Origin of the sequence: Mesorhizobium sp. M0571 (assembly GCF_040320985.1) — a bacterium.
GTDB lineage: Bacteria > Pseudomonadota > Alphaproteobacteria > Rhizobiales > Rhizobiaceae > Mesorhizobium.
Genome location: NZ_JAMYQT010000012.1, coordinates 43,429 through 66,440 on the forward strand (window position 1 = coordinate 43,429; position 23,012 = coordinate 66,440).

The following is a 23,012-nucleotide window of genomic DNA, read 5'->3' on the forward strand; positions in this document are numbered from 1 at the left end:
AGATTGGCTCGCTTCAGCAGTTTGTGTGCAGCTTTTCCGCAGAAATGCCTATCGTCTGAGATGTGCAAGCGGGACATGGCCAGGCCCCTTGATGTTCTGCAGCACAAGCTGGGTGTGGACGTCGCGCACGCCTTCGAGCCGCATCAGCCGGTGCATGACGAAGGCATTGAGCTCGTCGACCGACGGCACCATCACATGCAGCAGGAAATCATGGTCGCCGGTCATGGTCCAGCATGAGGACACCTCGTCCATGCGCTGAACGGCGGCGATGAAGCTTTCGGGCGAGCCGTCGCTGTGGCTGGTCAAGCGCACCTGGATGAACACCTCGACCATCAGCCCGACGGCGCGACGGCTGAGCACCGCGGCGAAGCCCTTAATGATGCCCGCCTGCTGAAGAGCCTCGAAGCGCCGCGCGCAAGGTGTCGTCGACAGGCCGATCTCCTGCGCCAGCTCCGATACCGGCTTGCGCCCGTCGCGCTGCAGGATGTCGAGCATCTTGATCTCGAATTCGTCAAACTGAGGCATTTTCACTCTCCCGAAGCTCGATCGTGGAGTCTTTTACCTCCAAGCCCGCATTTGGGCCACCATCAAAGCTGATTTGCCTCGCGCCCTCCGGCTAGAATTTCCGGCAATCCGCTAATCATGATTTGTAGGGAGAGCAAACCAATGACGATGAACGTTGCCGACTATGCCCGCGAATGCGCGGCGCGAGGCCTTCGCGGCGATTATTCGGTCTGCCGTGCCGATTTCACCGTGGCGCAGGGCTATAACTATACCGACGAAGAACAGGCGGTGTGGCGCACGCTGTGCGACCGCCAGACGAAGCTGACCAGGAAGCTGGCCCACCACTCCTACCTCGATGGCGTCGCGGCGCTCGGCCTTCTCGACAAGATCCCGGACTTCGGTGCGGTCAGCGAGAAGCTGCGCAAGCTCACCGGCTGGGAGATCGTCGCTGTGCCGGGGCTCATTCCCGCCACGCCGTTCTTCGACCACCTCGCCAACCGCCGGTTCCCGGTCACCAACTGGCTGCGAACCCAAAAGGAGCTCGACTACATTGTCGAGCCCGACATGTTCCACGATTTCTTCGGTCACGTGCCGATCCTGACGCAGCCGGTCTTTGCCGACTTCATGCAGATGTATGGCAAGAAGGCCGACAGCGTGATTGCGCTCGGCGGCGACGAGATGATCACCCGGCTTTACTGGTACACCGTCGAATACGGGCTGATGCGCGAGGCGGGCCAGCCGCTGAAGGCTTTCGGCGCCGGGCTGATGTCATCCTTCACGGAGCTTCAGTTCGCCGTTGAAGGCGGCGAGGCGCACCATGTCCCCTTCGACCTGGAAACCGTAATGCGCACCGGCTACGAGATCGACAAGTTCCAGCGCGCCTATTTCGTACTGCCATCCTTCGACGTCCTGCGTGATGCTTTCGAGACTGCCGATCTTGCGGCGATCGTCGCGCGCCGCAAAGGCGAGCCGGCGCTCGACCCGGCAAAGATCTAAAAGGTTAGTTCTTCTTAACGACCGCCAAGGCTCACGCCGCTTCGGAAATGTCCCTGTCGAGGACCGACAGATTGCGGCCGCGATGCTTGGCCTCGTAGAGCCGCCGATCGGCGGCTCGCATCAGATCCGACACGTCGATTTCCTCGCCGCAGGTGATGCCGCCAATACTGACGGTCAGCGGAACCGTTCGTTCGTCGACGGGGCGGAAACGGATACACTCGACTTCACGGCGGATGCGCTCGGCGACGCGCCTGGCTTCGTGTTCGGTGGCGCCGATCAGGAAGGCGCAGAATTCCTCGCCGCCGATGCGGCCAAGCATGTCGCCGCTACGCACGCCGCGCTCTATTGCATTTGCGATCAGAAGCAGCGCGTCGTCGCCGATCAGATGGCCGTAACTGTCGTTGATGGTCTTGAAATGGTCGGCATCGATGATCAGCAATGCGCCGCGATCGGATTTGCGCCGGGAGCCGTCGAGGGCGCCAAAGAAACTTTCGCGGTTGAGCATGCCGGTCATGTCGTCGCGGCTCGCCTTTTCCGCCAGGCGCCGATGCGCGGCGGCAAGCTGGGCATGATTGCGAGCAAGGTCGCGGTGCGCGTTTTTCAACCTTTCGCTCTGCCAGAACGAATAGGCGCCGGCGCCCCAGGCCAGAGCGAGCGGGCATAGGGTCGACGTCAGCCAGATGGTGCGATTGATCGAAAACCCCATTGCCGGAACAACGATCAGCGTCAACAGAAGTGAGGCGGCGACGGAGGCGAAAGCGATGGCGGCAGACTTTAGAAATATGCGATTCATCGCTTGCTCCCACTGGTCCGTCTTCGTGTCAGCAAGCGCTGAATGTCACCTTTCGGCGATGCGTAAGATTTTAATCGTGTCGCGTTTTTTACCACTCTTAGCGCGCATAGGTTGTGGATAAACCCCCTGCTAGAAAGATCGTTTCGTGCCATAAGGACGGTATGACCGCGCTTCCCGATCCCGCCCGCTTTGCCCATGTCACCGACTGGGTGTTCGATCTCGACAACACGCTCTATCCGCACCATTCGAATCTGTTCTCGCAGATCGATGTGAAGATGACCGCCTATGTCGGAGAGTTGCTGACGCTGCCGCGCGAGGAAGCACGCAAGCTGCAAAAGGAGCTCTACCGGGAATACGGCACGACACTGAACGGATTGATGACGCGCCACGGCATCGACCCCGACGATTTTCTCGAGAAAGTGCACGACATCGATTATTCCTGGCTGGTGCCCGATCCTGTCCTTGGCACGGCCATACGCCAGCTTCCCGGCCGTAAATTCATCTTCACCAATGGCGATCGCCGGCATGCCGAACGCACCGCGCGGCAGCTCGGTATCCTCGAGCATTTCGACGACATTTTCGACATTGTCGCAGCCGGGCTCAATCCCAAGCCGGCACGGCAGTCCTACGAGAAATTTGCCGAACTCCACGCTGTTACCGGGCAAAATGCGGTGATGTTCGAAGATCTCGCCCGCAACCTGTCGGTGCCGAAATCGCTGGGCATGACCACGGTGCTGGTGGTGCCGCGCAATTTCGAGCCGACCTTCTCGGAAATCTGGGAGCGCGACCCGGCCAATGAGGACGACGTGGACTTCGTCACCGACGACCTCGCCAGCTTTCTCACGGCGATCGTCGAAGTCACCGCTTGATCGCGGCGGCGCGGTTCAAACCTTTGTTTCCTATGCATCAGAGCTTGTAGAAGCGGCTGACGATCCCCCAGGCCTCGTCGGCGGTGTCGACGAAATCGATGATGTCCTGGTCGCCGGGCGTGATCGTGCCTTGCTCGGCGAGGAAATCGAGGTCGATCGCCCTTGCCCAGAAAGCCTTGCCGAACAGGATGACCGGCACGCGTTCCATGCGGCCGGTCTGGATCAGGGTCAGCGTCTCGAAGAATTCGTCCATCGTGCCGAAGCCGCCGGGAAACACCGCAACGGCCTTGGCACGCATGACGAAATGCATCTTGCGGACCGCGAAATAGTGGAAATTGAAGCAGAGCTCCGGCGTCACGTAAGCGTTTGGCGCCTGTTCGTGCGGCAGCACGATGTTGAGCCCGATCGATGGCGCGCCGACATCATCGGCGCCGCGATTGCCGGCCTCCATGACACCAGGCCCGCCGCCAGTCACCACGACGAATTCGCGATAGTACGAGGTGGCCGACTGCTGCGAGCAGAGGCGGGCGAATTTGCGCGCCTCCTCATAATATTTGCTGTTTTGCTCGAGGTTCTTCTTCTGCGTCTCGTTCTTGGCCGCCCAGGCCTCACCGCCGGGTTCGGGGATGCGGGCGCCGCCGAACAGGATGACGGTCGATTGAATGCCGCGCTCGGCCAGGATCATCTCCGGCTTCAGCAGTTCGAGCTGCAGCCTGACCGCGCGCAACTCGCGCCGCGTCATGAAATCGGGGTCGTTCCAGGCCAGCCGATACGTCTCCGCGCGCGTTTGCGGCGTGTCCGGCACGCTTTTCGACCGCTCCAGGTCCTCGTCCGAATGCGGCAGCGGCGTCCACCCCGCCTTTTCCATAGGAGTCATTTCAGCTTTACCCGTCCAATCATTCACTTGCGCCGTCCCGTGACGCTGCCGCGATTGACCCTCCCCAAGCCTTCACATAGGGTCCGCGCGACTTTCAAACAGGTTAAGGCGCCGGCCCTTAACAGCTTGGTAATGGAGCGAATTCATGTCGAAGCCCGATCTCGCGAGTCTCGAGAAGATCATCGAGAACGCCTTCGAGGAACGCGACACGATTTCGACCGCAACCCGCGGCGAGACGCGTGAGGCCATCCAGTCGGCGCTCGACCTGCTCGACCGGGGTGTCGCCCGCGTCGCCGAGCACCAGGCCGACGGCAAATGGCACGTCAACCAGTGGCTGAAGAAAGCGGTGCTGCTGTCCTTCCGGCTCAATCCGATGGAGATCATCAAGGGTGGTCCCGGTCAGGCGGTATGGTGGGACAAGGTGCCCTCGAAGTTCGACGGCTGGAGCGCCGTCGATTTCGAGAAGGCCGGCTTCCGCGCCGTGCCGTCGTCGATCGTGCGCCGCTCCGCCTATGTCGCGCCGGGCGTCGTGCTGATGCCGTCCTTCGTCAATGTCGGCGCCTATGTCGACAGCGGCACCATGGTCGACACCTGGGCGTCGGTCGGCTCCTGCGCCCAGATCGGCAAGAACGTCCATCTGTCGGGCGGCGTCGGCATCGGCGGCGTGCTGGAGCCGATGCAGGCCGGCCCCACCATCATCGAGGACAATTGCTTCATCGGCGCGCGCTCGGAAGTGGTCGAGGGCTGCATCGTGCGCGAAGGCTCCGTGCTCGGCATGGGCGTCTTCATCGGCCAGTCGACCAAAATCGTCGACCGTGCCACCGGCGAGATCTTCTACGGCGAAGTGCCGGCCAATTCCGTCGTCGTCGCCGGCTCCCTGCCGGGCAAGCCCTTGCCGAACGGCGAGCCCGGCCCCAGCCTCTACTGCGCCGTCATCGTCAAGCGGGTCGACGCCAGGACCCGGTCCAAGACCTCGATCAACGAATTGCTTCGCGATTGATCTTTCCCCACGAATACGAACGGGATTCGCTTGCCTGACAGATCAGACCTCATCTGGCTTTTCTTTAGAACTTCGGGCCGCGTCAGCCGCGCGGTCTATTTTCTGGGAGGACTGCTGGTGGCCATCATACAGGCCTTCCCGCTCTATCGTTTCACGCTGGTGCCGGAAGGCACTACCGAGAGCAACATGTGGTCGTTCATTTTCTTCATCGCCTTCATTGCCTCGCTTTGGTCGAACGTGGTGCTGGCGGTGAAGCGGTTGCATGACCTCGACAAGCCGGGTGTTGCGGCACTGGTGTTGTTCGTGCCGGTTGTCTCGATCATCGCTTTTCTCGTGCTTTGCCTATTTCCCGGGCAGCCGGGCCCCAACCGCTACGGCAAGCGCACCAATGCACCGGCCGAACCCTGAGCGCCGATCGGACATTTCGTCATGCGCTACCGCTCGCTTGATTCGAAACTGATCCTCGAAACCGCCGAACGGCTGGAAGAGCGCATCGCCGAGCGCTTTCCCGATGCAGGCTTGCACGGCGTCGCCGCCGAGCTCGTGTCGCTGTCGCGCGATCTGGCAAAAGCCGCCAAGGCGCTAGAGGCGCCGATCTGGTGGCTGCGCGGCCTCATCATCGCCGCCTTCGCCGTCGGAGCGCTGATGTTCCTGTTCGTCGGCACGATCCTGCCGCTCGGCCGCATTTCGGGAAACCACGACGCCTTCCAGTCGGTGCAAGGCATCGAAGCCTCACTCAACATGATCATCCTCGCCGTGCTGGGCTTCCTGGCCCTGATCCGCTCCGAGGAGCGGATCAAGCGCAAGCGGGTGTTTCGCCAGCTCCACGGGTTGCGTTCGCTGATCCATGTCATCGACATGCACCAGCTGACCAAGGATCCGGCAGCGCTTTCAGCCAGTTTCAAGCCGACGCCGCATTCGCCAGCCCGCATCACCAATGCCGCCGACCTTGCCCGCTATCTCGACTACTGCTCCGAAATGCTGTCGATCACCGGCAAGATCGCCGCGCTGTTTGCGCAGTCGGTCAATGACACCGTGGTCATCGACGGCGTCAACGACATCGAGAACCTGGCTTCGAACCTGTCGCGAAAGATCTGGCAGAAGATCACGCTGATCGAAACCCCTCATGGGCAGCCGGCACGTGCGGGGAAGACCGATCCCGAGCCAGGTCCGCCGCGTCGGCCTGCGGTCCGCAAACGACCGGGGCCGGCAAGTTAAAACCCGCGACCCGGCGGCAGGTCCTCTAGAGCGGCGGAGCCGCGGATTTTCCGAAAGCCCGGTTTGGGCCGGATGCTCTAAGCGAATGTTAATCACCCTGGCCCAGCATGCCGGCGAAGACTGTGTCGACCGGCACGGAGCGCTCGACTGGCAAGCGACCTATCCCTGACGACCACGGAGCCACGCAAAACGTGGAGCGTCGGCGCTCGCCTGTTTGCCTGGTTCTCTTCGCCGATGAAATTGGAACCGGAAGCTGTCCGTGCACGGCTTCTCGACACCACCTTCGATCGCAAATTCGCAGTCCTGTTCGGTACCGTCAGCGTTCTGTTGGTTGCGGTCAGCACCGCACTTGCCACCGGGGATTGGTGGCCCTACGCCTGGATCGCAGCCGACCTGATGCTTTTCGCCGTCCGCGTTTTGCTGATGCGGGAATGCGAGCAGGCCCGCAGGCGCGGCTCGAAGGGGCCGCTGGCGGGCCTGATGGCAGCCAGTGGCGTATGGTCGGTTGTTTTCGGCCTTGGCTGCTATGGCTGTGTTGCCAGTGGGAATATGGCGCTTTCCGTACTGGCCGCCTTGAATGTCGCCGGTGTCGTTGGCGTGGTGTCGTCACGCAACGCGGCGACCCCGCGCTTCGCCATATTCGTCATGTTGGCCGTAAGCCTGCCTTACGTGGTTGGCGCACTGTTTTCTGCGGCGCCCGGAATGTCGATCGTCGGAATTCAAACGCCGTTCTATGTGGCCGGCGTCATCATCGTGCTGCTTCAGAACCACGCGATCAATGCCCGCATGATCCGCGCCGAGCTGGACAATCGCGACCTGGCCATCAAGGACGCGCTGACCGGCCTGCCAAACCGCATCTTCCTGCAGGAGAAATTGCGCGACATGTGCCGCGACCTTGCGGCGCCGGCCGCCAATGGTGGCAAGCCGTTTGCAGTGCTCAGCATGGATCTCGACGGCTTCAAACAGGTCAACGACCGTTTTGGCCACGCGGTCGGCGACGTGCTGCTGCGCAAGGTCGCCGAACGATTGAAGCGCGGCTTCCGGCCGGGCGACGTGGTCTTCCGTATCGGCGGCGACGAATTTGTCATCCTTTTGCCCGCAACCTCGGAGATCGAGGCCACCTATCTGGCAAAGCGGGCCATCGAAAAGGTTTCGGTGCCTTTCGACCTCGGGGTCGGTTCTGCCATCCATGTCGGCTTGAGCGTCGGCAGTGCCTTCGCACCCGCCGACGGGGGCGATCCGGAAATCCTGCTCACCTGTTCCGACCATGCGCTCTACGAAGCCAAGCGCACCGGCAAGGGCCGTTACTGGGCGCCTCTGCGGGCTACGATCTGACAGTCGCCGCGACGGCTTCCGGCGTCAAGCAGGGCGATCCGCGCCTCTCCTGCTCGGCCGCGCGGACCAGTGCCGTGACACGCTTCAGCAAAGCCGCCGGCGTGCCGGCCTTTTCGGCCAGGCGCAGGACCGCGCCTTGCAGTTCGCCGATCTCCGTCGGCCGGCGGCGCTGCAGGTCATCCCACATCGACGAACGCGCGTCCGGATCGATCGCAAGCATCCGCCGCGCCAAGAGCTTGAACAGCCAGTCGGGCAGGCGAAGCATTTTCGGCAACAGTGCGGGACGCAGGCCGCAGATGCGAGCGGGTTCGGTGCCTGTCGCCGTCATTGCCGCCAATGCTTCGTCGATCTGGCCGGCCAGGACCAGCCGCCAGCGGCGATCGGCAAGCTCTGCCGCCAGCGGCAGGCCGGAAAGCGCCACCAGCGCGTTGTTGAGGTTGAGCAGCAGCTTGCCCCACAACACCGCTTTGATGTCGCCATGCGTGGTGACGGCAAACCCCTCGACGTCAAGCAGTTCATCGAGGCCTGTCGGACTCTCGTCGATCATCACTTTGCCGCCGCTGGCGCGATGCAGGCGAAGCGGCAATTCGCCCTCCGGCGATTGGACCACATTGAACGGCACCATGCCCGCGAGCACCGGCCGGGGGGCGAGATGGGCTCGCAATTTATCGGCATTGTCGACGCCGTTCTGCAGGCTGAGTATCACCGCGTCCGGTCGGGCATGGGCGGCAATCAGCCCGGCCATGTCTTGCGTCGCGCCGCTCTTGACCGTCACCACGATGATATCGGCAACGGAGAATGCGGCTGCCGGGTCCGCCGTGACCGACAATGCGTCGGGCTTGATCGAGCGGTCGCGGCCGTCAGGGTCGGTGATGCGCAATCCACCTTTTTGCAGGGCCTTCTCGATGCGCGGTCGCGCCAGCAGAACCACCTTTCGCCCGGCAAGTATCAGGCAGCCGCCGGCATAGCAGCCGATACTGCCGGCACCGGCGATTACGATCGTCTTGCCACGCGTGACCATGCGATAGCCCTGTCCTGATCGAGAGGCCTTGCCGCAATTATACGACATGAAAACCATAATGTCGGCGGCATGGCTGGCCCTCACGTCTGGCCGTGACAGGCCTTGCGCTTTCGACTATCGCTTTTGCCATGACGCTGCCTACCGATCCGGCCAGAAACGTCGCTGCTCTCATCCGCTGCGCTTCGGTGACGCCCGCCGAAGGCGGTGCGCTGAGCGCGCTGGAGGCGATGCTGAAGCCGCTCGGCTTTGCGGTCGAGCGCCCGGTGTTTTCCGAAGCCGGCACTCCGGACATCGAGAACCTTTATGCGCGGCGTTCCGGCAATGGCCCGCACCTGATGTTTGCCGGCCATACCGATGTGGTACCGGCGGGCGACGAAGCAGCCTGGACGCACCCGCCCTTTGCCGCAGAGATCGCCAATGGCGAGATGTTCGGCCGCGGCGCCGTCGACATGAAGGGCGGCATCGCCTGTTTCGTGGCGGCGGTGGCGCGACATGTTGAGCAGAAGGGCGGCCCGAGGGGATCGGTCTCGCTGCTGATAACCGGTGATGAGGAAGGGCCGGCGATCAACGGCACGACGAAGCTGCTCGAATGGGCGGCTGCCAAGGGCGAGAAATGGGATGCCTCGATCGTCGGCGAGCCAACCAATCCCGACGCGCTTGGCGATATGATCAAGATCGGTCGGCGCGGCTCGCTGTCGGGCACGGTCGTCGTCAACGGCCGTCAGGGCCACGCCGCCTATCCGCAGCTAGCCGACAACCCGGTGCGCGGCCTGATGACGCTGGTCGACGCCTTGCTGCACCCCGTCTTCGACAACGGAACAAGGGATTTCCAGCCGACCAATCTTGAAGTGACCTCCATCGATGTCGGCAATCCTGCCACCAACGTCATCCCGGCGAAGGCGGCGGCTACCTTCAATATCCGCTTCAACGACACATGGACTGCCGAGACGATCCAGGCTGAGATCCACAACCGCCTCGACCGGGCGGCGAAACGCAAGAAATACCGCGCCGGCAAGAAGACACCGGTCGACTACGAGATCGTCTGGCGCGACGGGCCGAGCCATGTTTTCCTGACACGCGACGACAGGTTGATCGAGACGCTTGGCGGTTCGGTCAAGGCGGTGACCGGCAGGAAGCCTGCGCTCTCCACCTCCGGCGGCACCTCCGATGCCCGCTTCATCAAGGATTATTGTCCGGTGGTCGAATTCGGCCTGGTCGGCAAGACCATGCACATGGTCGACGAACGCGTGGCGATTGCCGACCTTGAGACGCTGACGCAGATTTACCTGCGCTTCGTTGAAGATTGGTTTGCGCAGGACATATCCTAGTGATGCTTTCAGCGGACGAAACCTATGCTTCGCTTGCCGGCGCCTGGCGGCTGATGCTCGGCAAGGCCGACGGATTTCGCCAGCTCGACCTTTCGGCAGACGGTTTCTGGAATTCCTTTTTTGCCATCGTCGTCGCGGCGCCGGCAATGATCGTCGGCTGGGTGGGCCTTGCCAACGAGATCGGCGATCCCGATGCGTTCGCCGGACGTTTCAGCATATTAATCCGCCTGGCCGCCGTTGACATCGGTGCCTGGGTGCTGCCGCTCATCGCCCTCGCTCTGGTCGCGCCTCGGGTCGGTGTGGGCGGCCGTTATGTGCATTATGTAGTGGCCAGCAACTGGGCCTCGGCGATTATCGCCTGGATGATGCTGCCGTCAGCGTTGATCCGGCTTTTTCTGTCGTCCGCCGACGAAGTCTCCGGGCTGGTGTCGCTGCTGTTGTTCGCGCTGTCGATGGTGCTGACCTGGCGGATGACCAACGTTGCCATCGGCAAGGGTGCGGCTGCCGGCACCGCTGTTTTTGCCGGCATGTTCGTGGCGTCGCTGATCGTGCTGTTCGGCCTGCAGGCGCTGCTCGGGATCAGCATGCCTGACGGTGTCTAGATATTTCCGGCAGCCGGATAATCCACGCGCACGAGAAAAAGCCCGTCGGGCGGCGCCACCTGGCCGCAGGCGGCACGGTCGCGCGCCTCGAGCGCCGCCTTCAGGTCGGCAATAGTCCAGCCGCCTTCGCCGACGCGCTTGAGCGAACCGACCATCGAGCGCACCTGATTGTGCAGGAAGGACCGCGCCGAAGCGTGAACTTCGATCAAATCGCCGGTGCGGCTGACGTCCAGCCGGTCGAGCGTGCGGACCGGGCTGGCGGCCTGGCATTGGGTCGAGCGGAAGGTGGTGAAATCATGCCGGCCAAGTAGCACCTTTGCCGCTTCGTGCATGGCCCCGGCATCCAGCTGCTTCGGTACCCACCAGATCTTGCCCTTGTCGAGCGCCGCCGGCGCGCGCCGGTTGACGATGCGGTAGCGGTAGTGGCGGCCGATCGCCGAGAAACGCGCATCGAACCCATCCGGCACAACGGCCGCCTCGAGAATGGCGATGCGCGCCTTGGCCGCCTGCAGATGGGCGTTGACCGCATCGCGCACCTTGTCGCCGGGCCATGCCTTGATCAGATCGACATGCGCGACCTGAGCGGTCGCGTGGACGCCGGCATCGGTGCGGCCGGCGGCGCGAAGCGAAACCTGCTCGCCGCAGAATTTCTCGATCGCCTGCTCGATTGCCTGCTGCACCGAAGGCTGGTTGGCCTGTCGTTGCCAGCCGGCATAAAGACTGCCGTCATATTCGATGTCGAGGCGAAAACGCGGCATTCCCGGATCAAGACGAAATCAGGCGGCGAGGGCTGAGCCGAAGGCCGAGGCGTAGACCAGCCTGCCGGTCTCCGGCGCCTCGCCCCAGGCAAGCGCCTGCAGGGCTTCGCCCTGATAGTCGCTGTCGAATTTGGCGGCACGGGCACGGCCGTAGCCGAAACGGCCATAATAGGCCGGATCGCCGAGCACCACGGCGAGCGTCTCGCCGGCAGCCCTCAGGCGGATATGCGCCTCGCGGACCAGCGCACCGCCGATGCCCGTGCCGTGGAACGACGGCTCGACCGCCAGAGGCGCCAGCGCCACCGCCGGGAAGCTCTTGCCGCCATTCTGCACGAAGAGCCGTGAAAAGAGGATATGGCCGACCACTTGCCCGTCTTCGTCCGCCACCAGTTCGACGACGGCATCACCACCGGTGACCAGCGCGTCGACCAGTCCGGCCTCCGCCTGCTGGCCGAATGCGTGTTCTTCGACAAGGCGGATCGCCTCGCGGTCCCGCGGCGTCGCCGCGCGTATGGACATCATGCTCATGACAATTTCATTCCTTTTTCGAGCTTGGCCCCGCGCAGAAGCTCCTGCGCGGCAATGGGCTTTCCGCCCGCACGTTGAACTTCGACCAGCCTGATCGCGCCTGACCCGCAGGCAACCGTCAGCCGATCGTCGAGAATTCCTCCCGGTTCGCCGGCGCCTTGCGAGAGCGTCGAGCGAAGCAGTTTCAGCCGTTCCATGCGGCTGCCGATTTCGGCCTCGCACCATGTACCGGGAAAGGGCGACAGGCCGCGAATCTGGTTGTGCACGTCGCCGGCAGGCCGCAGCCAATCTATGCGAGTCTCCGATTTATCGATTTTCTTGGCGTAGGTCACCCCCACCTCTGCCTGTGTGGTAAATGTCAACGTATTCCGTTCCAGCCGTTCGAGTGCTTCCACGATCAGCGCAGCACCCGCGACCATCAGCCGGTGTTGCAGATCGCCGGACGTCATGTCGGGTCCAATGGCACATTTTTCAACCATTGCCACAGGGCCGGTGTCGAGGCCTTCGTCCATGCGCATCACCATCATGCCCGTCTCGGCGTCGCCGGCCATGATGGCGCGCTGGATGGGGGCAGCGCCGCGCCAACGCGGCAACAGCGATGCGTGGCCGTTGAGGCAACCGAGCCGCGGCGCCTCGAGAATGGGTTTGGGTAGAAGCAGCCCGTAGGCGACCACCACGGCGACGTCGGCGCGCAAAGCGCGGAACGCGTCCTGCTCCGCCTCGCCTTTCAGCGACACCGGCGACCGCACGTCGACGCCCAGCCGCTCGGCCTCGCGCTGCACCGGCGACGGCGTCAGCTCAAGCCCGCGCCTGCCCGCGGCGCGCGGCGGCTGCGTGTAGACGGCTGCCAATTCATGCCCGGCCTCGGCAATCGCCCGCAGCGTCGGCACCGAGAATTCAGGCGTACCCATGAAGATGACGCGCAGGGGCATTTTGTTCCGGGATCCGTCTTGATCGGGCCGCTAAATCGGCTCAGGCACCCGCTTCAAACGGGTTTACGAGCTTCAGGTCAAGCCCGTCGAAGTCGCGGACGTTGCGGGTCGCAAGCGTGGCGTCATGCGCCAGGCAGATTGCGGCGATCATCGCGTCAGGGAGGCTGATCGGGCGGCCATGTTGCTCCCGTGCGGCGCGAAGCTTTCCGGCCAGGCGAGGGACCGAGCCGGAAAAATCCACGACGCGGCCGGCAAACTGCTGCGAAATCAGGTGGTCGAGCACGCGAACATAACGGTCCGATCCTGTCCTGTTCAAAAATTTTTCCGCGCCCAAAGACTGCTCCATGATGACGGGGCCACACATGTAGAGCTCAAGAAAATTCTGTTTGCGAAACCATGCGGAGACATTCGAATCGGGCGCGGGTTTGCTGGCTTCCGAGACAATGTTGGTATCGAGGACAATCACTCGAAATCCTTGACCGGGCGACCGAAGTCGCGTTTCCGTTCCGCTTCGATTTCGTCCATTATTTCTGCGAATTCGTCGCCAATTGCGTTTTCGGCAGCGAATGCTCCGCGGATGGCGTCCCACGCGGAAACGCCCGGCTCCGGCCTGCTCTCTTTTTCGGCGATCATACCTTTCCGCAAAAGGTCGATCGCCTTGCGTGACAAGCTCTGGCCGCCCCTCTGCGCCGCCTGTTCGATTTCATGCTTCAACGGTTCGGGAATATTTCTGATCAGCATATCGCCCATCGCCGCCTCCATTTGATATCAATGATATCATCGCGAAGAGAGTTGCTCAAGGAGAATTAAAGTCTGGCTGTAACGTTTGGCGGATTATCGAGTGAGCTACCCCACCATCTTGCCCGGCATCTTATCCTTGGCGAGCTTCTTGAACTTCTTGACCACCATGTCGCGCTTCAGCTTGGAGATATAATCGATGAACAGCACGCCATTGAGATGGTCGATCTCATGCTGCAGGCAAGTCGCCATCAGCCCCTCGGCCTCGATCTCCTGCAGCTTGCCGTCGCGATCGAGATATTTCACCCGCACCGCCGCGGGGCGCTCGACCTCGGCATAGTAGTCCGGGATCGACAGGCAGCCTTCCTCGTAGACCGAACGCTGGTCGGAGCTTTCGAGGATTTCTGGATTGATGAAGACGTGCGGCGCCGGCGTCTCGTCCTCCTTGGCCAGGTCGATCACCAGCACGCGCAAAGGTTCGCCGACCTGGATCGCCGCCAGTCCGATACCGGGCGCGTCATACATGGTGTCCAGCATGTCGCCGGCCAGTTTGCGCAGATCGCCGTCGACACGCTCGACCGGTTTCGAAACCTGACGCAGGACGGGATCGGGAAGGATGATAAGCGGCTTGATCGACATGGCGTCTCACCTAAGACGTCGCACGAAAAGCGTCAACCGGGGCGCCTCCGGGCCGTTCACGTTTTGATCTGTGCCGGCGTCCCGAATCATCTATGCTGTCGGCATGAACGAACTGGCCGCCATCCTGTCCGAACCTGTCGCCCGGCTCGGCGCCACCACGATCACGCTCGGCCATGCCCTGGCGTTCGGCGCAATGCTGTTCCTCGGGCTGTTCGTGGCGCTTGTCGTCGCGCTGTGGCGATCGGCCAAGGCGCGTGCGGTGGCGGCCGCGGAATCCGCCGACCACGCCCGCGACGCCGAGGCGCGGATGGCCGGCATCTTGGCAAGCCAGGCGGAAATGCAGGGCCGCATGGGTGCCATCGCCGAAGTGTTCGGGGCGCGGCAGGCGGAACTCACGCAGTCGATCGGCCAGCGCCTCGACGCCATGACCGGCCGTCTTGGCCAGACCATGACCGAGCAGACGAGATCGACGCATGAGAGCCTTGCCAAGCTGCAGGAGCGGCTCGCGGTCATCGATACCGCGCAAGGCAACATCCAGTCGCTCGCTAGCCAGGTCGTGCAACTTCAGGCGATCCTCTCCAACAAGCAAACGCGCGGCGCCTTCGGCCAGTCGCGCATGGAGGCGATCGTCGCCGACGGCCTGCCGCACGGTGCCTATGAATTCCAAGCGACCTTGTCGAATGGCAGCCGGCCCGACTGCCTGGTGAAAATGCCGAATGGCGCGCCCGCACTTGCCATCGACGCAAAGTTTCCGCTCGAAGCCTGGAATGCCATCCGTGCCGCCGAAGGCGCCGACCTGCAGAAGTCCGCCGCACAGGCTTTCCGCCGCGACATCGAGGTACATGTCCGTGATATTTCCGAAAAATACCTGATCCAAGGTGAGACGCAGGACACCGCCTTCATGTTTGTACCCTCGGAATCGGTATTCGCCGAGATCCATGAGAACTTCGAAGCGGTTGTCCACAAGGCGCACCGCGCCCGCATCGTCATCGTCTCGCCGTCGCTTTTGATGCTGTCGATCCAGGTCATCCAGGCAATCCTCAAGGATGCTCGCATGCGCGAGCAGGCGCACCTGATCCAGGGCGAAGTCATCCGGCTGATGGAAGACGTCTCACGGCTCGATGAGCGGGTGCGCAAATTGCAGACGCATTTCGGCCAATCGGCCAAGGACATCGATGACATCCTCGTCTCGACATCCAAGGTGACCAGGCGCGGGCAAAAGATCGAGGCACTGGAGTTTGGCGCGCAACCGGCGGAGGACACCGCTGGTTCGAATGGCGGCGGAGCAAAAGCGGAAAGCAGCCCGCGTGTCGCCGATTCGAAAACCGGGCAATTGAGACTGAGGGTCGTCGAAGGCGACGATTGAGAGCTATGCTGGAACCCGGAGACGAGAGCCTGGCCCGGCTCCGGCGCTACTGCTCCTCGATGACGGTCGTGCCTTCGAATTCCGGCAGCCAATGCAGTGCCGAGCGGTGCCAGATCTGCTTTCTCGGCACCAGTTGATCACGTTGCCGCGCTGTGCCGACCCTGATGCCGTAAACCTTCGGTCCGTCACCCACCGAGGTGGCGTAGAGGTGCGAACCGCACTCGCCGCAAAAAGCCTGGGCACGCTTGGCGCCGCTCGAAGCGGTCTTGATGTAGATCTTCGGCGTGCCCTTGATGATCCTGTAATTGTCCTCGGACGCCGGCACGGTCACGCGAAAGGCCGTTCCGGTTAATTGCTGACAATCGATGCAGTGGCAAATGCTGGTCTTTTCCGGATCGACCTCGGCCTCGTAAGTGATGGCGCCGCAATGGCACCCGCCGTCGATTTTCATCTTCGTTCCTCCCGAGCTGTTCCTGCTGATTATAGCTGGGAGCGTCCGGTGGCGCATCCGTTTCGTCAGCCCGGTTCTTCTCCGGACGCCGCCGCCATGGCCTTGCTCCGCTGTTCCCAGGTGCCGCTGGTCTGCGGCTTGACGAACAGCCGCGTGATCTCCGGCATTTCCGTTTGCAGCCGCGCCTCCATGCGCTCGACGCAGTTTTCGATTTCGGGCGCCGATAGATGGTCCTCGAATTCGACGCTCAGGGCGGCGACGATCTCCTGCGGACCCATATGCAGCGTCAGCACGCCGTTGGCCCGCTGCACCGCCGGATCCAGCTGGACGATGGCCAGCACCTTTGTCTGCACCTCGGGCGAGGCCGGCTCGCCCAGCAGCAGGCTCTTGCTTTCGCGCGCCAGGAAGATCGCGGTCGCGCCCAGGATCAGCGCGATGCCGATCGACGCGGCGCCGTCGAGCTCCGGCATCTCCAGCAGCTCCGCCGCCGATATGCCGGCGAAGGCAACAACAAGCCCGAGAAGTGCCGCACTGTCCTCGAAAAGCACGGTGTAGACACTCGGATCCTTGCTGAGCTGCACCGCCTCGAGCCAGCCGTGGCTGCCCTTTTGCCGGCGGAATTCCTTCAGCGCCACCAGCCAGGTGCTTCCTTCGAACAGAAAGGAAAGGCCAAGTACAAAATAGTTCACCTTGGCGCTGGCGATCGGCTCTGGCGCCATGATGTGCATCACGCCTTCGTAGAACGATATACCGGCGCCCAGCGCAAAGACGAGGAGCGCGACGATGAAGCTCCAGAAATACAGCTCGCGGCCATGGCCGAGCGGATGCGTGCGATCGGCCGGGCGGGCGGCACGGTGCATGCCGTAAAGCAGCAGGCTGCCATTGCCGGTATCGACGAGCGAGTGGACGCCTTCCGAGAGCATCGCCGAGCTGCCGGTGAACAAGGCAGCGGCGAATTTGGTCAGTGCGATCGCGAGATTGCCGGCGAGCGCCGCGTAGATCACTTTTTTCGACCCGCCATGCGCCGCCATGGTGTGCTGCCTTGGTTGATGCACCGAGATTAGCGGAGCATCCGCCCAAGCTCCACAGCTGTCACAACGCCCGAAGCGTCGAGTTGTTCAAAAGGGCAGCGCGAGGGGCTATTCCACGACCTCCTCCGTCCAGACCTTGAAGTCAGCCAGCGCGCCCGGTCCAAAAATGTGGGTGAGCGGCACATCGGCGGCATCGCGTCCGGAGGCAATCAGGATGCGGCCGATGCGCGGCGCGTTATTGCGCGGGTCGAACGCGTGCCAGCGGCCGCCGAGATAAACCTCCATCCAGGCGGCGAAATCCATCTCCGACCACGGCTTTGGCAGGCCGATATCGCTGATATACCCGGTGCAGTAGCGGGTCGGAATGTTCAGGGCGCGGCAGAAGGCGACGGCGAGGTGGGCAAAGTCGCGGCACACACCACTCTGCTCGCGATAGGCTTCGGCGGCGGTGCGTGTCGGCCGTGCATTGAAATAGTTGAAGACGATATGGTTATGGACGAAGTCGCAGACCGCCTGGACGCGCGGAATACCGAGCGGGGTGTTGCCGAACAGCCGCCACGCTTCGCTCGCCAGCACATCGCTTTCGCAGTAGCGGCTGGGCAGCAAGAACAGCAGCGTCTCCGACGGCAGATCGCGCACCTCGTGCTGCCAGGCCGTCAGGTCGCGCGTCTCGAAGGAACCGGGGTCGCGGATCACCGCGTCCGTGCCGAACGCAAAGCGCCCGGCCGGCGCAACAAGACGGTTGCACCAATTGCCGAAACTGTCGCGGTAGCTTTCGATCGGCACCGGCGGGTTCGACGTCAGGAAGTCCGGCCGCTCGAGATCGGATGCGCGCGAATAATGGACGTTTAGCATCGCGATCAGCGGTGTTTCCTGCGGGAAGTCGAAGCTCATCTGGCAACCGATGTGGATCCGCATTGTCGTCCTGACCGGCCTGCCCGATCATCAGCCGGCGAAACGCAGGGCTGATGCTGCAGTGCGAAGAAGACCATCGCACGGACCGCCGCGGTTTGCGAGGGAATTAGAAACCGGTTGACAGCCATCGGCCAAGGCGCTCGCATGGCAACGGCCTCTTGCAGTCGAACGTTTCTCTTGTTTCACTTCGCCAGACGTCAACCGGAGGAACGAATCATGGCTAAAGGTGCGATGAAGGCAGGCAAGGAAGCCCGCAAACCGAAGAAGGACGCGAAGAAACCCGCTCCGGCGCCGGCCCTGAAGGCACCGCCGGTGAAGGCGATGAAGCTCAAGGACAAGTAGGGCCGCGCTATCGTTTTGGCTTATTTCCACCGGCCGAAAATGCGGCCGGTGTTATTGTTCATTAAGCGCACGAGCATCCCATATGGATGCAGCGAAGATAGTTTTTGCGCTTCTCAAGAAATCGGCCGGGAGCCATCGAAACGGAGCGATCCGATGTCGTGGATTTTCCTGTTCTTCGCCGGCCTGTTCGAAATCGGCTGGGCGATCGGCCTCAAATACACCGACGGATTCTCGAAGCCGCTGCCGACCGTCCTGACGGTAGCCTCGATGATCGTCAGCCTGACCTTGCTCGGCCTGGCGCTGAAGGCACTGCCGGTCGGCACCGCCTATGCGGTGTGGACCGGCATCGGCACCGTCGGCACGGCACTGCTCGGGATATGGCTGCTCGGCGAGCCGGCGACCGCGATCAGGCTGGCCTGCATCGCGCTTATCGTCTGCGGCATTATGGGACTGAAGCTCGCGGCTTAGTCGATTCCGACAGACCAACGCGTTCGGGGCCGCTGCAAGGCGGCCCTGATTCTTGCTTTCAGCTGATCAGCGCCGGAAGGCGCTATCGCGCGGAGAAGCCAGGCGGCGTCCTGCCGGTGCGCTGCTTGCGCGCCGCATAGCGTGCGTCACGCTTGGCCTTGCGTTCGGCCTCGTCGGCAAGAAAACGGGCGATGCGCTCGTTCTCTTCAGCTTCCCGGATCTTCGCTTCGGCCTGTGCGGCTTCTTCCGCGGCGATGCGTGCTGCTTCGGCAGCTGCCTCGCGCTCGGCCTTTTCGGCCGCTTCGCGCGCCAGTTTTTCCTGCTTCAGCCTCGCCTTTTCGGCCTCGCGTATAGCGCGGGCCTCGAGGATCGCCTTGCGCTCGGCCTGTCGTGCCAGCACCGCAGGATCATCTGCCGCCGGCTTTGACTTGAAGCGCTCCAGAAGCGCCTTCTTTGCCTCATTTGCGGCATTGCGCCGCTCGAAAACGTCTTTTTCCCTGTAGATAGCCAAGTCCACTTCCCTGGAGTCAATTTGCGAGGCTTACATACGCGTGAAAACCGAGAGTTCAAGCGCCAAAACGGTATGCCAGCCATGAAATTCTGATCTGTTGCAGCCGGGAGACGCCTTTTCGATTGAATTCGGCTGAAAGCCACCTGCACTGTTCACCATCCAGGCCTCTGGCGGTGCGACGGACTGACCGCTACCTGTAGCGCGAAGACAAAACGCTGGGATGACATACTATGGAACTCGGTCTCTACACCTTCGCCGACGTCAGCCCGGAGCCGGGTCCCGGTGCGATTGGTGCGCATGAGCGGCTGCGCAACCTGATTGAGGAGATCGAGCTCGCCGATCAGGTCGGGCTGGACGTCTTTGGTCTCGGCGAGCACCACCGTCCCGACTACGCTGCCTCCGCTCCGGTGGTGGCGTTGGCGGCGGCTGCCGAACGAACCGAGCGCATAAGGCTGACCAGCGCGGTCACCGTGCTGTCCTCCGACGATCCGGTCCGTGTCTTCCAGCAGTTTGCGACCCTCGACCTTCTGTCCGGCGGCCGGGCCGAGATCATGGCCGGGCGTGGCTCATTCATCGAATCCTTTCCGCTGTTCGGCTACAATCTCGAAGATTATGACGAGCTCTTTGCCGAGAAGCTCGACCTGCTGCTCGCCATCCGCGACAGCGTCAAGGTGACCTGGTCGGGCAGTCTGCGCGCGCCGATCAACGATCGCGGCGTATATCCCCGGCCCTTACAGGACCAATTGCCGATCTGGATCGCGATCGGCGGCACGCCGCAATCGGCGGCGCGGGCGGGCGTGCTCGGGCTGCCGCTGGCGCTGGCGATCATCGGCGGCGAGCCGGCGCGGTTCGCACCGCTGTTCGACACCTATAGGGATGCAGCCAGGCGGGCCGGCAGCGATCCGGCGAGCCTTGCCACCAGCCTCAACGTGCACGGCTTCATCGCCGAGACCACCGATCAGGCAGCCAACGATTTCTACGGTCCACAGGCCGAGGTAATGAACCGCATCGGCCGCGAGCGTGGCTGGGGGCCGACATCGCGGGCGCATTTCGACCAATCGCGCGGCCCGAACGGCGCGCTGTTCGTCGGCAATCCGGAACAGGTGGCCGAAAAGATCATCGCCCAGCACAGGCTTTTCGGTAACGACCGCTTCCTGCTGCAGATGGCGATCGGCATCATGCCGCACGCCAAGATCATGAAGGCTATCGAGCTCTACGGCACCAAGGTGGCGCCGATCGTGCGCAAGGAAACGGCGAAGGCCGTTCCTGCCGTGGCGGCGCCGGTCGCCTGATTCCCAGTCACCTGATTCATTGGCAAGGCCGCACGGCCTTGCCGGTGACGCCGGCTAACGGAACTTTGAAGCCACGAAGGCGTTTTCGCCAACGGTCAACACCAATACCAATCGCGGTGTGCCGCCGAGGGTCAGAATGAAAGCCGAACCCGCCGCTTCGGGCGCAAGCGCTACCGAAAGCCCGGATCCGCGCGTCGAGGCGCGGACGGATACGCGTCTGATGCGTTCGCTGCTCGTCGGCATCTTCATCCTTATGGCGATCTTCGCACTCTACTTCGCCCGTGCCTTCTTCATGCCGGTCATTCTGGCTTTCCTGCTGGCGCTGACGCTGACGCCGATCGTTCGCTTCCTGCGCAAGCATGGCATGCCCGATGTCATGTCGGCGACATTGCTGGTGCTGCTTTCGTTCTGCCTCGTAGCCGTCGCGGGATATCTGCTCAGTGGCCCGGTTATCGACGTCATCAACAACACCTCGTCGATCGGCCAGCAGCTTACCGAACGTCTGGCACAACTGCGCCGTCCGTTCGAAAGGATCGTGGAGATTTCACGTCAGATAGAGGGACTGACGCAGACATCCCAAGAGCCGGGCGTTCAGAGGGTGGCGATGGCGCCATCCGGTATTCTCTCGCAGGCCGCCGGCAATGTACTGTCGGCCGGCACCAGCGTCACCATCGTCTTCGTGCTGTCGCTGTTCCTGCTCGCCTCCGGCACGATGTTCTATGAAAAGATCGTACAGTCCTTCCCCAGTCTCAGCGAAAAGAAGCGGGCACTGCGTGTCGTCTATGACGTCGAACGTGAAATCTCGCACTATCTGCTTACTGTCACGGTCATCAATACATGTCTGGGCGTGGTCATCGGGCTCGGCCTGTGGGCACTCGGCGTGCCCAACGCGCAGGTCTGGGGCGCGGCAGCGGCTCTGCTCAATTTCCTGCCCTATATCGGAGCGTTGATCACCATCACGCTGGTCACCGTCATCGCGCTGATCAGCTTCGAGACGATCTCCTACGCGCTGCTGGCGCCGGCCTTCGTCATTCTATGCGACATCATCGAAGGCCAGTTCGTGACGCCGACGGTGGTCGGCCGCCGCCTCGAGATCAATGCCGTGGCGATCCTCATCGCCATCGCCTTCTGGTCCTGGCTGTGGGGTTTCGTCGGCGCGCTGCTGGCGGTGCCGCTGCTGGTCGTCATCAAGGTGTTCTGCGATCATTTCGACGGCCTCAGCCATGTCGGCAATTTCCTGGCGGCGCAGCATACGGCGGTGATCGAGGATGAGGAGATTTCCGAGGCAAAAAAGTAGCGGCTTAAGAGGCCAAAAGCGTCCACTGATTGGTGTGCAGATCAACGACCTTGCATCGGTTGCGCGTCCGTTGGGCGCCATCAACATTTTGAATTTGCCGCTTCGGCAATGGCTTCCTACATCCGTCCGGTCCACAGGAATCCCGCGCCGATGACCGCTCTTTCCGTTCTCGACCTGTCGCCGATCGTCGAAGGCAGCAGCGCTTCGCAGTCGCTCGCCAACTCACTCGACCTTGCCCGCCATGCCGAGCGGCTGGGTTACCAGCGGTATTGGCTGGCAGAGCACCACAATATGCCCGGCATCGCCAGCGCCGCCACCTCGGTCGTCATCGCTCACGTTGCCGGCGGCACCAAGACGATACGCGTCGGCGCCGGCGGCATCATGCTGCCCAATCATTCGCCGCTTGTCATCGCCGAGCAGTTCGGCACGCTTAACGCTCTGCATCCCGGTCGCATCGACCTCGGCCTCGGCCGGGCGCCGGGCACCGACATGGCGACGGCGCGGGCGCTGCGCCGCAACCTCGAGGCCGGCGCCGACAATTTCCCGCAAGATGTCGTGGAACTGATGGGTTATTTCCAGCCGGCCGAGGAGAGCCAACGCATCCGCGCGGTGCCCGGCGAAGGCGAAAAGGTGCCGATCTGGATCCTGGGCTCCAGCCTCTACGGCGCGCAGCTTGCTGCCATGCTCGGCCTCCCCTACGCCTTCGCTTCGCATTTTGCGCCGGCCGAGCTCGATCATGCGCTGGAGATCTACCGCTCGCGCTTCCAGCCGTCGGAGCAGCTCGACCAGCCTTATGTAATGCTCGGCCTCAATGTCTTTGCCGCCCCTTCCGATGCCGAAGCGCGGCTGTTGTTCACCTCGCTGCAGCAGGCTTTCGTCAATTTGCGCACCGGCCGGCCCGGCCGATTGCCGCCGCCGGTCGAAGGATATGAGCGCGACCTCGACGCAATGGCCAAGACCATGCTCGGCCAGGCGCTTTCCTGCGCCGTCGTCGGCTCCCCCGAAACGGTCAGGCAAGGCATCGAGGCGTTCGTGCGCCGTACAGGCGCCGACGAACTGATGGTCACAGCGCAGATTTTCGACCATGCGGCGCGGGTGCGCTCGTTCGAGATCCTGGCCGAGGCTCACAAATCGCTATCGCAAGCAGCCTGAAATTTTGCTCCTTGCCGCTCGGCATTTTTGCCGACGCTCGCGGAGCGGC

28 protein-coding genes are annotated in these 23,012 nt (G+C 62.8%); 14 read left to right on the plus strand and 14 right to left on the minus strand.

Features of this window, described 5'->3' with window-relative positions; all coding sequences use genetic code 11:
- Positions 1–48 precede the first annotated feature (48 nt).
- Positions 49–525 carry an Lrp/AsnC family transcriptional regulator gene (locus tag NKI85_RS15945; RefSeq protein WP_352525913.1) on the minus strand — a complete coding sequence of 159 codons (477 nt, stop codon included), beginning with the start codon at positions 523–525 and terminating at the stop codon, positions 49–51.
- Between the two features lie 141 nt (positions 526–666).
- Here NKI85_RS15945 and phhA point away from each other — a divergent pair, with 141 nt between their 5' ends.
- Complete coding sequence (gene phhA, locus NKI85_RS15950; RefSeq protein ID WP_352525911.1) at positions 667–1,500, plus strand: phenylalanine 4-monooxygenase; 834 nt, start codon at positions 667–669, stop codon at positions 1,498–1,500.
- 31 nt (positions 1,501–1,531) lie between these two features.
- Here the strand turns inward: phhA and NKI85_RS15955 are convergent, their stop codons facing one another.
- A complete protein-coding gene (locus NKI85_RS15955; protein ID WP_352525909.1) occupies positions 1,532–2,293 on the minus strand; it encodes a GGDEF domain-containing protein in 762 nt (253 codons plus the stop codon).
- A gap of 161 nt (positions 2,294–2,454) precedes the next feature.
- On the opposite strand from NKI85_RS15955, the gene NKI85_RS15960 reads away from it, so the two are divergent.
- Positions 2,455–3,162: a pyrimidine 5'-nucleotidase gene (locus NKI85_RS15960; protein ID WP_352525907.1), complete on the plus strand. Its 708-nt coding sequence runs from the start codon at positions 2,455–2,457 to the stop codon at positions 3,160–3,162.
- Positions 3,163–3,199: 37 nt separating this feature from the next.
- On the opposite strand, the gene NKI85_RS15965 is transcribed toward NKI85_RS15960, so the two are convergent.
- Positions 3,200–4,039: an LOG family protein gene (locus tag NKI85_RS15965; protein WP_023718198.1), complete on the minus strand. Its 840-nt coding sequence runs from the start codon at positions 4,037–4,039 to the stop codon at positions 3,200–3,202.
- Between the two features lie 145 nt (positions 4,040–4,184).
- On the opposite strand from NKI85_RS15965, the gene dapD reads away from it, so the two are divergent.
- The 4 genes from dapD (at position 4,185) to NKI85_RS15985 (ending at position 7,592) form a co-directional block, all read left to right on the plus strand.
- Positions 4,185–5,039, plus strand: a complete 855-nt coding sequence (dapD, locus tag NKI85_RS15970) for a 2,3,4,5-tetrahydropyridine-2,6-dicarboxylate N-succinyltransferase (RefSeq protein WP_352525906.1) — start codon at positions 4,185–4,187, stop codon at positions 5,037–5,039.
- Positions 5,040–5,069: 30 nt separating this feature from the next.
- On the plus strand, positions 5,070–5,447 hold the full coding sequence (locus tag NKI85_RS15975; protein WP_352525904.1) for a DUF805 domain-containing protein: 378 nt from the start codon (positions 5,070–5,072) through the stop codon (positions 5,445–5,447).
- Between the two features lie 21 nt (positions 5,448–5,468).
- On the plus strand, positions 5,469–6,257 hold the full coding sequence (locus NKI85_RS15980) for a hypothetical protein (RefSeq protein WP_352525902.1): 789 nt from the start codon (positions 5,469–5,471) through the stop codon (positions 6,255–6,257).
- A gap of 234 nt (positions 6,258–6,491) precedes the next feature.
- A complete protein-coding gene (locus NKI85_RS15985) occupies positions 6,492–7,592 on the plus strand; it encodes a GGDEF domain-containing protein (RefSeq protein ID WP_352525900.1) in 1,101 nt (366 codons plus the stop codon).
- On the opposite strand, the gene NKI85_RS15990 is transcribed toward NKI85_RS15985, so the two are convergent.
- On the minus strand, positions 7,582–8,613 hold the full coding sequence (locus NKI85_RS15990) for a 2-dehydropantoate 2-reductase (protein WP_352525899.1): 1,032 nt from the start codon (positions 8,611–8,613) through the stop codon (positions 7,582–7,584). The genes NKI85_RS15985 and NKI85_RS15990 overlap by 11 nt on opposite strands.
- A 128-nt stretch (positions 8,614–8,741) precedes the next feature.
- Here NKI85_RS15990 and dapE point away from each other — a divergent pair, with 128 nt between their 5' ends.
- A complete protein-coding gene (gene dapE, locus NKI85_RS15995; protein ID WP_352525898.1) occupies positions 8,742–9,941 on the plus strand; it encodes a succinyl-diaminopimelate desuccinylase in 1,200 nt (399 codons plus the stop codon).
- Positions 9,942–9,943: 2 nt separating this feature from the next.
- Entirely contained in the window at positions 9,944–10,543 is a 600-nt protein-coding gene (locus NKI85_RS16000) for a transporter (protein WP_352525974.1), read from the plus strand.
- Here the strand turns inward: NKI85_RS16000 and truA are convergent.
- The 6 genes from truA to def all read right to left on the minus strand — a co-directional run bounded on the left by truA (position 10,540) and on the right by def (position 14,138).
- Positions 10,540–11,301, minus strand: a complete 762-nt coding sequence (gene truA, locus NKI85_RS16005) for a tRNA pseudouridine(38-40) synthase TruA (protein ID WP_352525896.1) — start codon at positions 11,299–11,301, stop codon at positions 10,540–10,542. The two genes, NKI85_RS16000 and truA, sit on opposite strands and share 4 nt — an antisense overlap.
- An 18-nt stretch (positions 11,302–11,319) precedes the next feature.
- Positions 11,320–11,829, minus strand: coding sequence for a GNAT family N-acetyltransferase (locus NKI85_RS16010; protein WP_352525894.1), 510 nt, complete (start codon positions 11,827–11,829; stop codon positions 11,320–11,322).
- Positions 11,826–12,755, minus strand: a complete 930-nt coding sequence (gene fmt, locus NKI85_RS16015) for a methionyl-tRNA formyltransferase (RefSeq protein WP_352777004.1) — start codon at positions 12,753–12,755, stop codon at positions 11,826–11,828. The genes NKI85_RS16010 and fmt overlap by 4 nt, the downstream gene beginning before the upstream one ends.
- A gap of 46 nt (positions 12,756–12,801) precedes the next feature.
- Positions 12,802–13,227 (minus strand): type II toxin-antitoxin system VapC family toxin, encoded by a 426-nt coding sequence (locus tag NKI85_RS16020; RefSeq protein ID WP_352525893.1) that lies wholly within the window; start codon positions 13,225–13,227, stop codon positions 12,802–12,804.
- Positions 13,224–13,511 carry a plasmid stabilization protein gene (locus NKI85_RS16025; protein ID WP_352525971.1) on the minus strand — a complete coding sequence of 96 codons (288 nt, stop codon included), beginning with the start codon at positions 13,509–13,511 and terminating at the stop codon, positions 13,224–13,226. Before NKI85_RS16025 ends, NKI85_RS16020 begins: the two co-directional genes overlap by 4 nt.
- Before the next feature lie 96 nt (positions 13,512–13,607).
- On the minus strand, positions 13,608–14,138 hold the full coding sequence (gene def / locus NKI85_RS16030) for a peptide deformylase (RefSeq protein ID WP_352525891.1): 531 nt from the start codon (positions 14,136–14,138) through the stop codon (positions 13,608–13,610).
- Between the two features lie 103 nt (positions 14,139–14,241).
- Here def and NKI85_RS16035 point away from each other — a divergent pair, with 103 nt between their 5' ends.
- The gene (locus NKI85_RS16035) at positions 14,242–15,504 is read left to right on the plus strand and encodes a DNA recombination protein RmuC (protein WP_352525889.1); all 1,263 of its coding nucleotides are present in this window, start codon (positions 14,242–14,244) and stop codon (positions 15,502–15,504) included.
- A 46-nt stretch (positions 15,505–15,550) separates the two neighbouring features.
- On the opposite strand, the gene NKI85_RS16040 is transcribed toward NKI85_RS16035, so the two are convergent.
- The 3 genes from NKI85_RS16040 to NKI85_RS16050 form a co-directional block, all read right to left on the minus strand.
- Positions 15,551–15,955 carry a GFA family protein gene (locus NKI85_RS16040; RefSeq protein WP_352525888.1) on the minus strand — a complete coding sequence of 135 codons (405 nt, stop codon included), beginning with the start codon at positions 15,953–15,955 and terminating at the stop codon, positions 15,551–15,553.
- A gap of 65 nt (positions 15,956–16,020) precedes the next feature.
- Positions 16,021–16,986: a cation diffusion facilitator family transporter gene (locus NKI85_RS16045; protein ID WP_352525887.1), complete on the minus strand. Its 966-nt coding sequence runs from the start codon at positions 16,984–16,986 to the stop codon at positions 16,021–16,023.
- Positions 16,987–17,094: 108 nt separating this feature from the next.
- Positions 17,095–17,904, minus strand: a complete 810-nt coding sequence (locus NKI85_RS16050; protein WP_352525885.1) for a transglutaminase-like domain-containing protein — start codon at positions 17,902–17,904, stop codon at positions 17,095–17,097.
- 213 nt (positions 17,905–18,117) lie between these two features.
- On the opposite strand from NKI85_RS16050, the gene NKI85_RS16055 reads away from it, so the two are divergent.
- Together NKI85_RS16055 and sugE are read left to right on the plus strand one after the other, a co-directional pair.
- Positions 18,118–18,243, plus strand: coding sequence for a hypothetical protein (locus NKI85_RS16055; RefSeq protein ID WP_013528464.1), 126 nt, complete (start codon positions 18,118–18,120; stop codon positions 18,241–18,243).
- A 153-nt stretch (positions 18,244–18,396) separates the two neighbouring features.
- Entirely contained in the window at positions 18,397–18,711 is a 315-nt protein-coding gene (sugE, locus tag NKI85_RS16060; RefSeq protein WP_352484330.1) for a quaternary ammonium compound efflux SMR transporter SugE, read from the plus strand.
- An 82-nt stretch (positions 18,712–18,793) separates the two neighbouring features.
- Here the strand turns inward: sugE and NKI85_RS16065 are convergent, their stop codons facing one another.
- On the minus strand, positions 18,794–19,222 hold the full coding sequence (locus NKI85_RS16065) for a DUF6481 family protein (protein ID WP_352525883.1): 429 nt from the start codon (positions 19,220–19,222) through the stop codon (positions 18,794–18,796).
- Between the two features lie 230 nt (positions 19,223–19,452).
- On the opposite strand from NKI85_RS16065, the gene NKI85_RS16070 reads away from it, so the two are divergent.
- The 3 genes from NKI85_RS16070 to NKI85_RS16080 all read left to right on the plus strand — a co-directional run bounded on the left by NKI85_RS16070 (position 19,453) and on the right by NKI85_RS16080 (position 22,963).
- Positions 19,453–20,514, plus strand: a complete 1,062-nt coding sequence (locus NKI85_RS16070; protein ID WP_352525881.1) for an LLM class flavin-dependent oxidoreductase — start codon at positions 19,453–19,455, stop codon at positions 20,512–20,514.
- A gap of 136 nt (positions 20,515–20,650) precedes the next feature.
- Positions 20,651–21,811: an AI-2E family transporter gene (locus NKI85_RS16075; protein ID WP_352525880.1), complete on the plus strand. Its 1,161-nt coding sequence runs from the start codon at positions 20,651–20,653 to the stop codon at positions 21,809–21,811.
- A 150-nt stretch (positions 21,812–21,961) separates the two neighbouring features.
- Positions 21,962–22,963: an LLM class flavin-dependent oxidoreductase gene (locus tag NKI85_RS16080; RefSeq protein ID WP_352525878.1), complete on the plus strand. Its 1,002-nt coding sequence runs from the start codon at positions 21,962–21,964 to the stop codon at positions 22,961–22,963.
- The last annotated feature ends 49 nt before the right edge of the window (positions 22,964–23,012 follow it).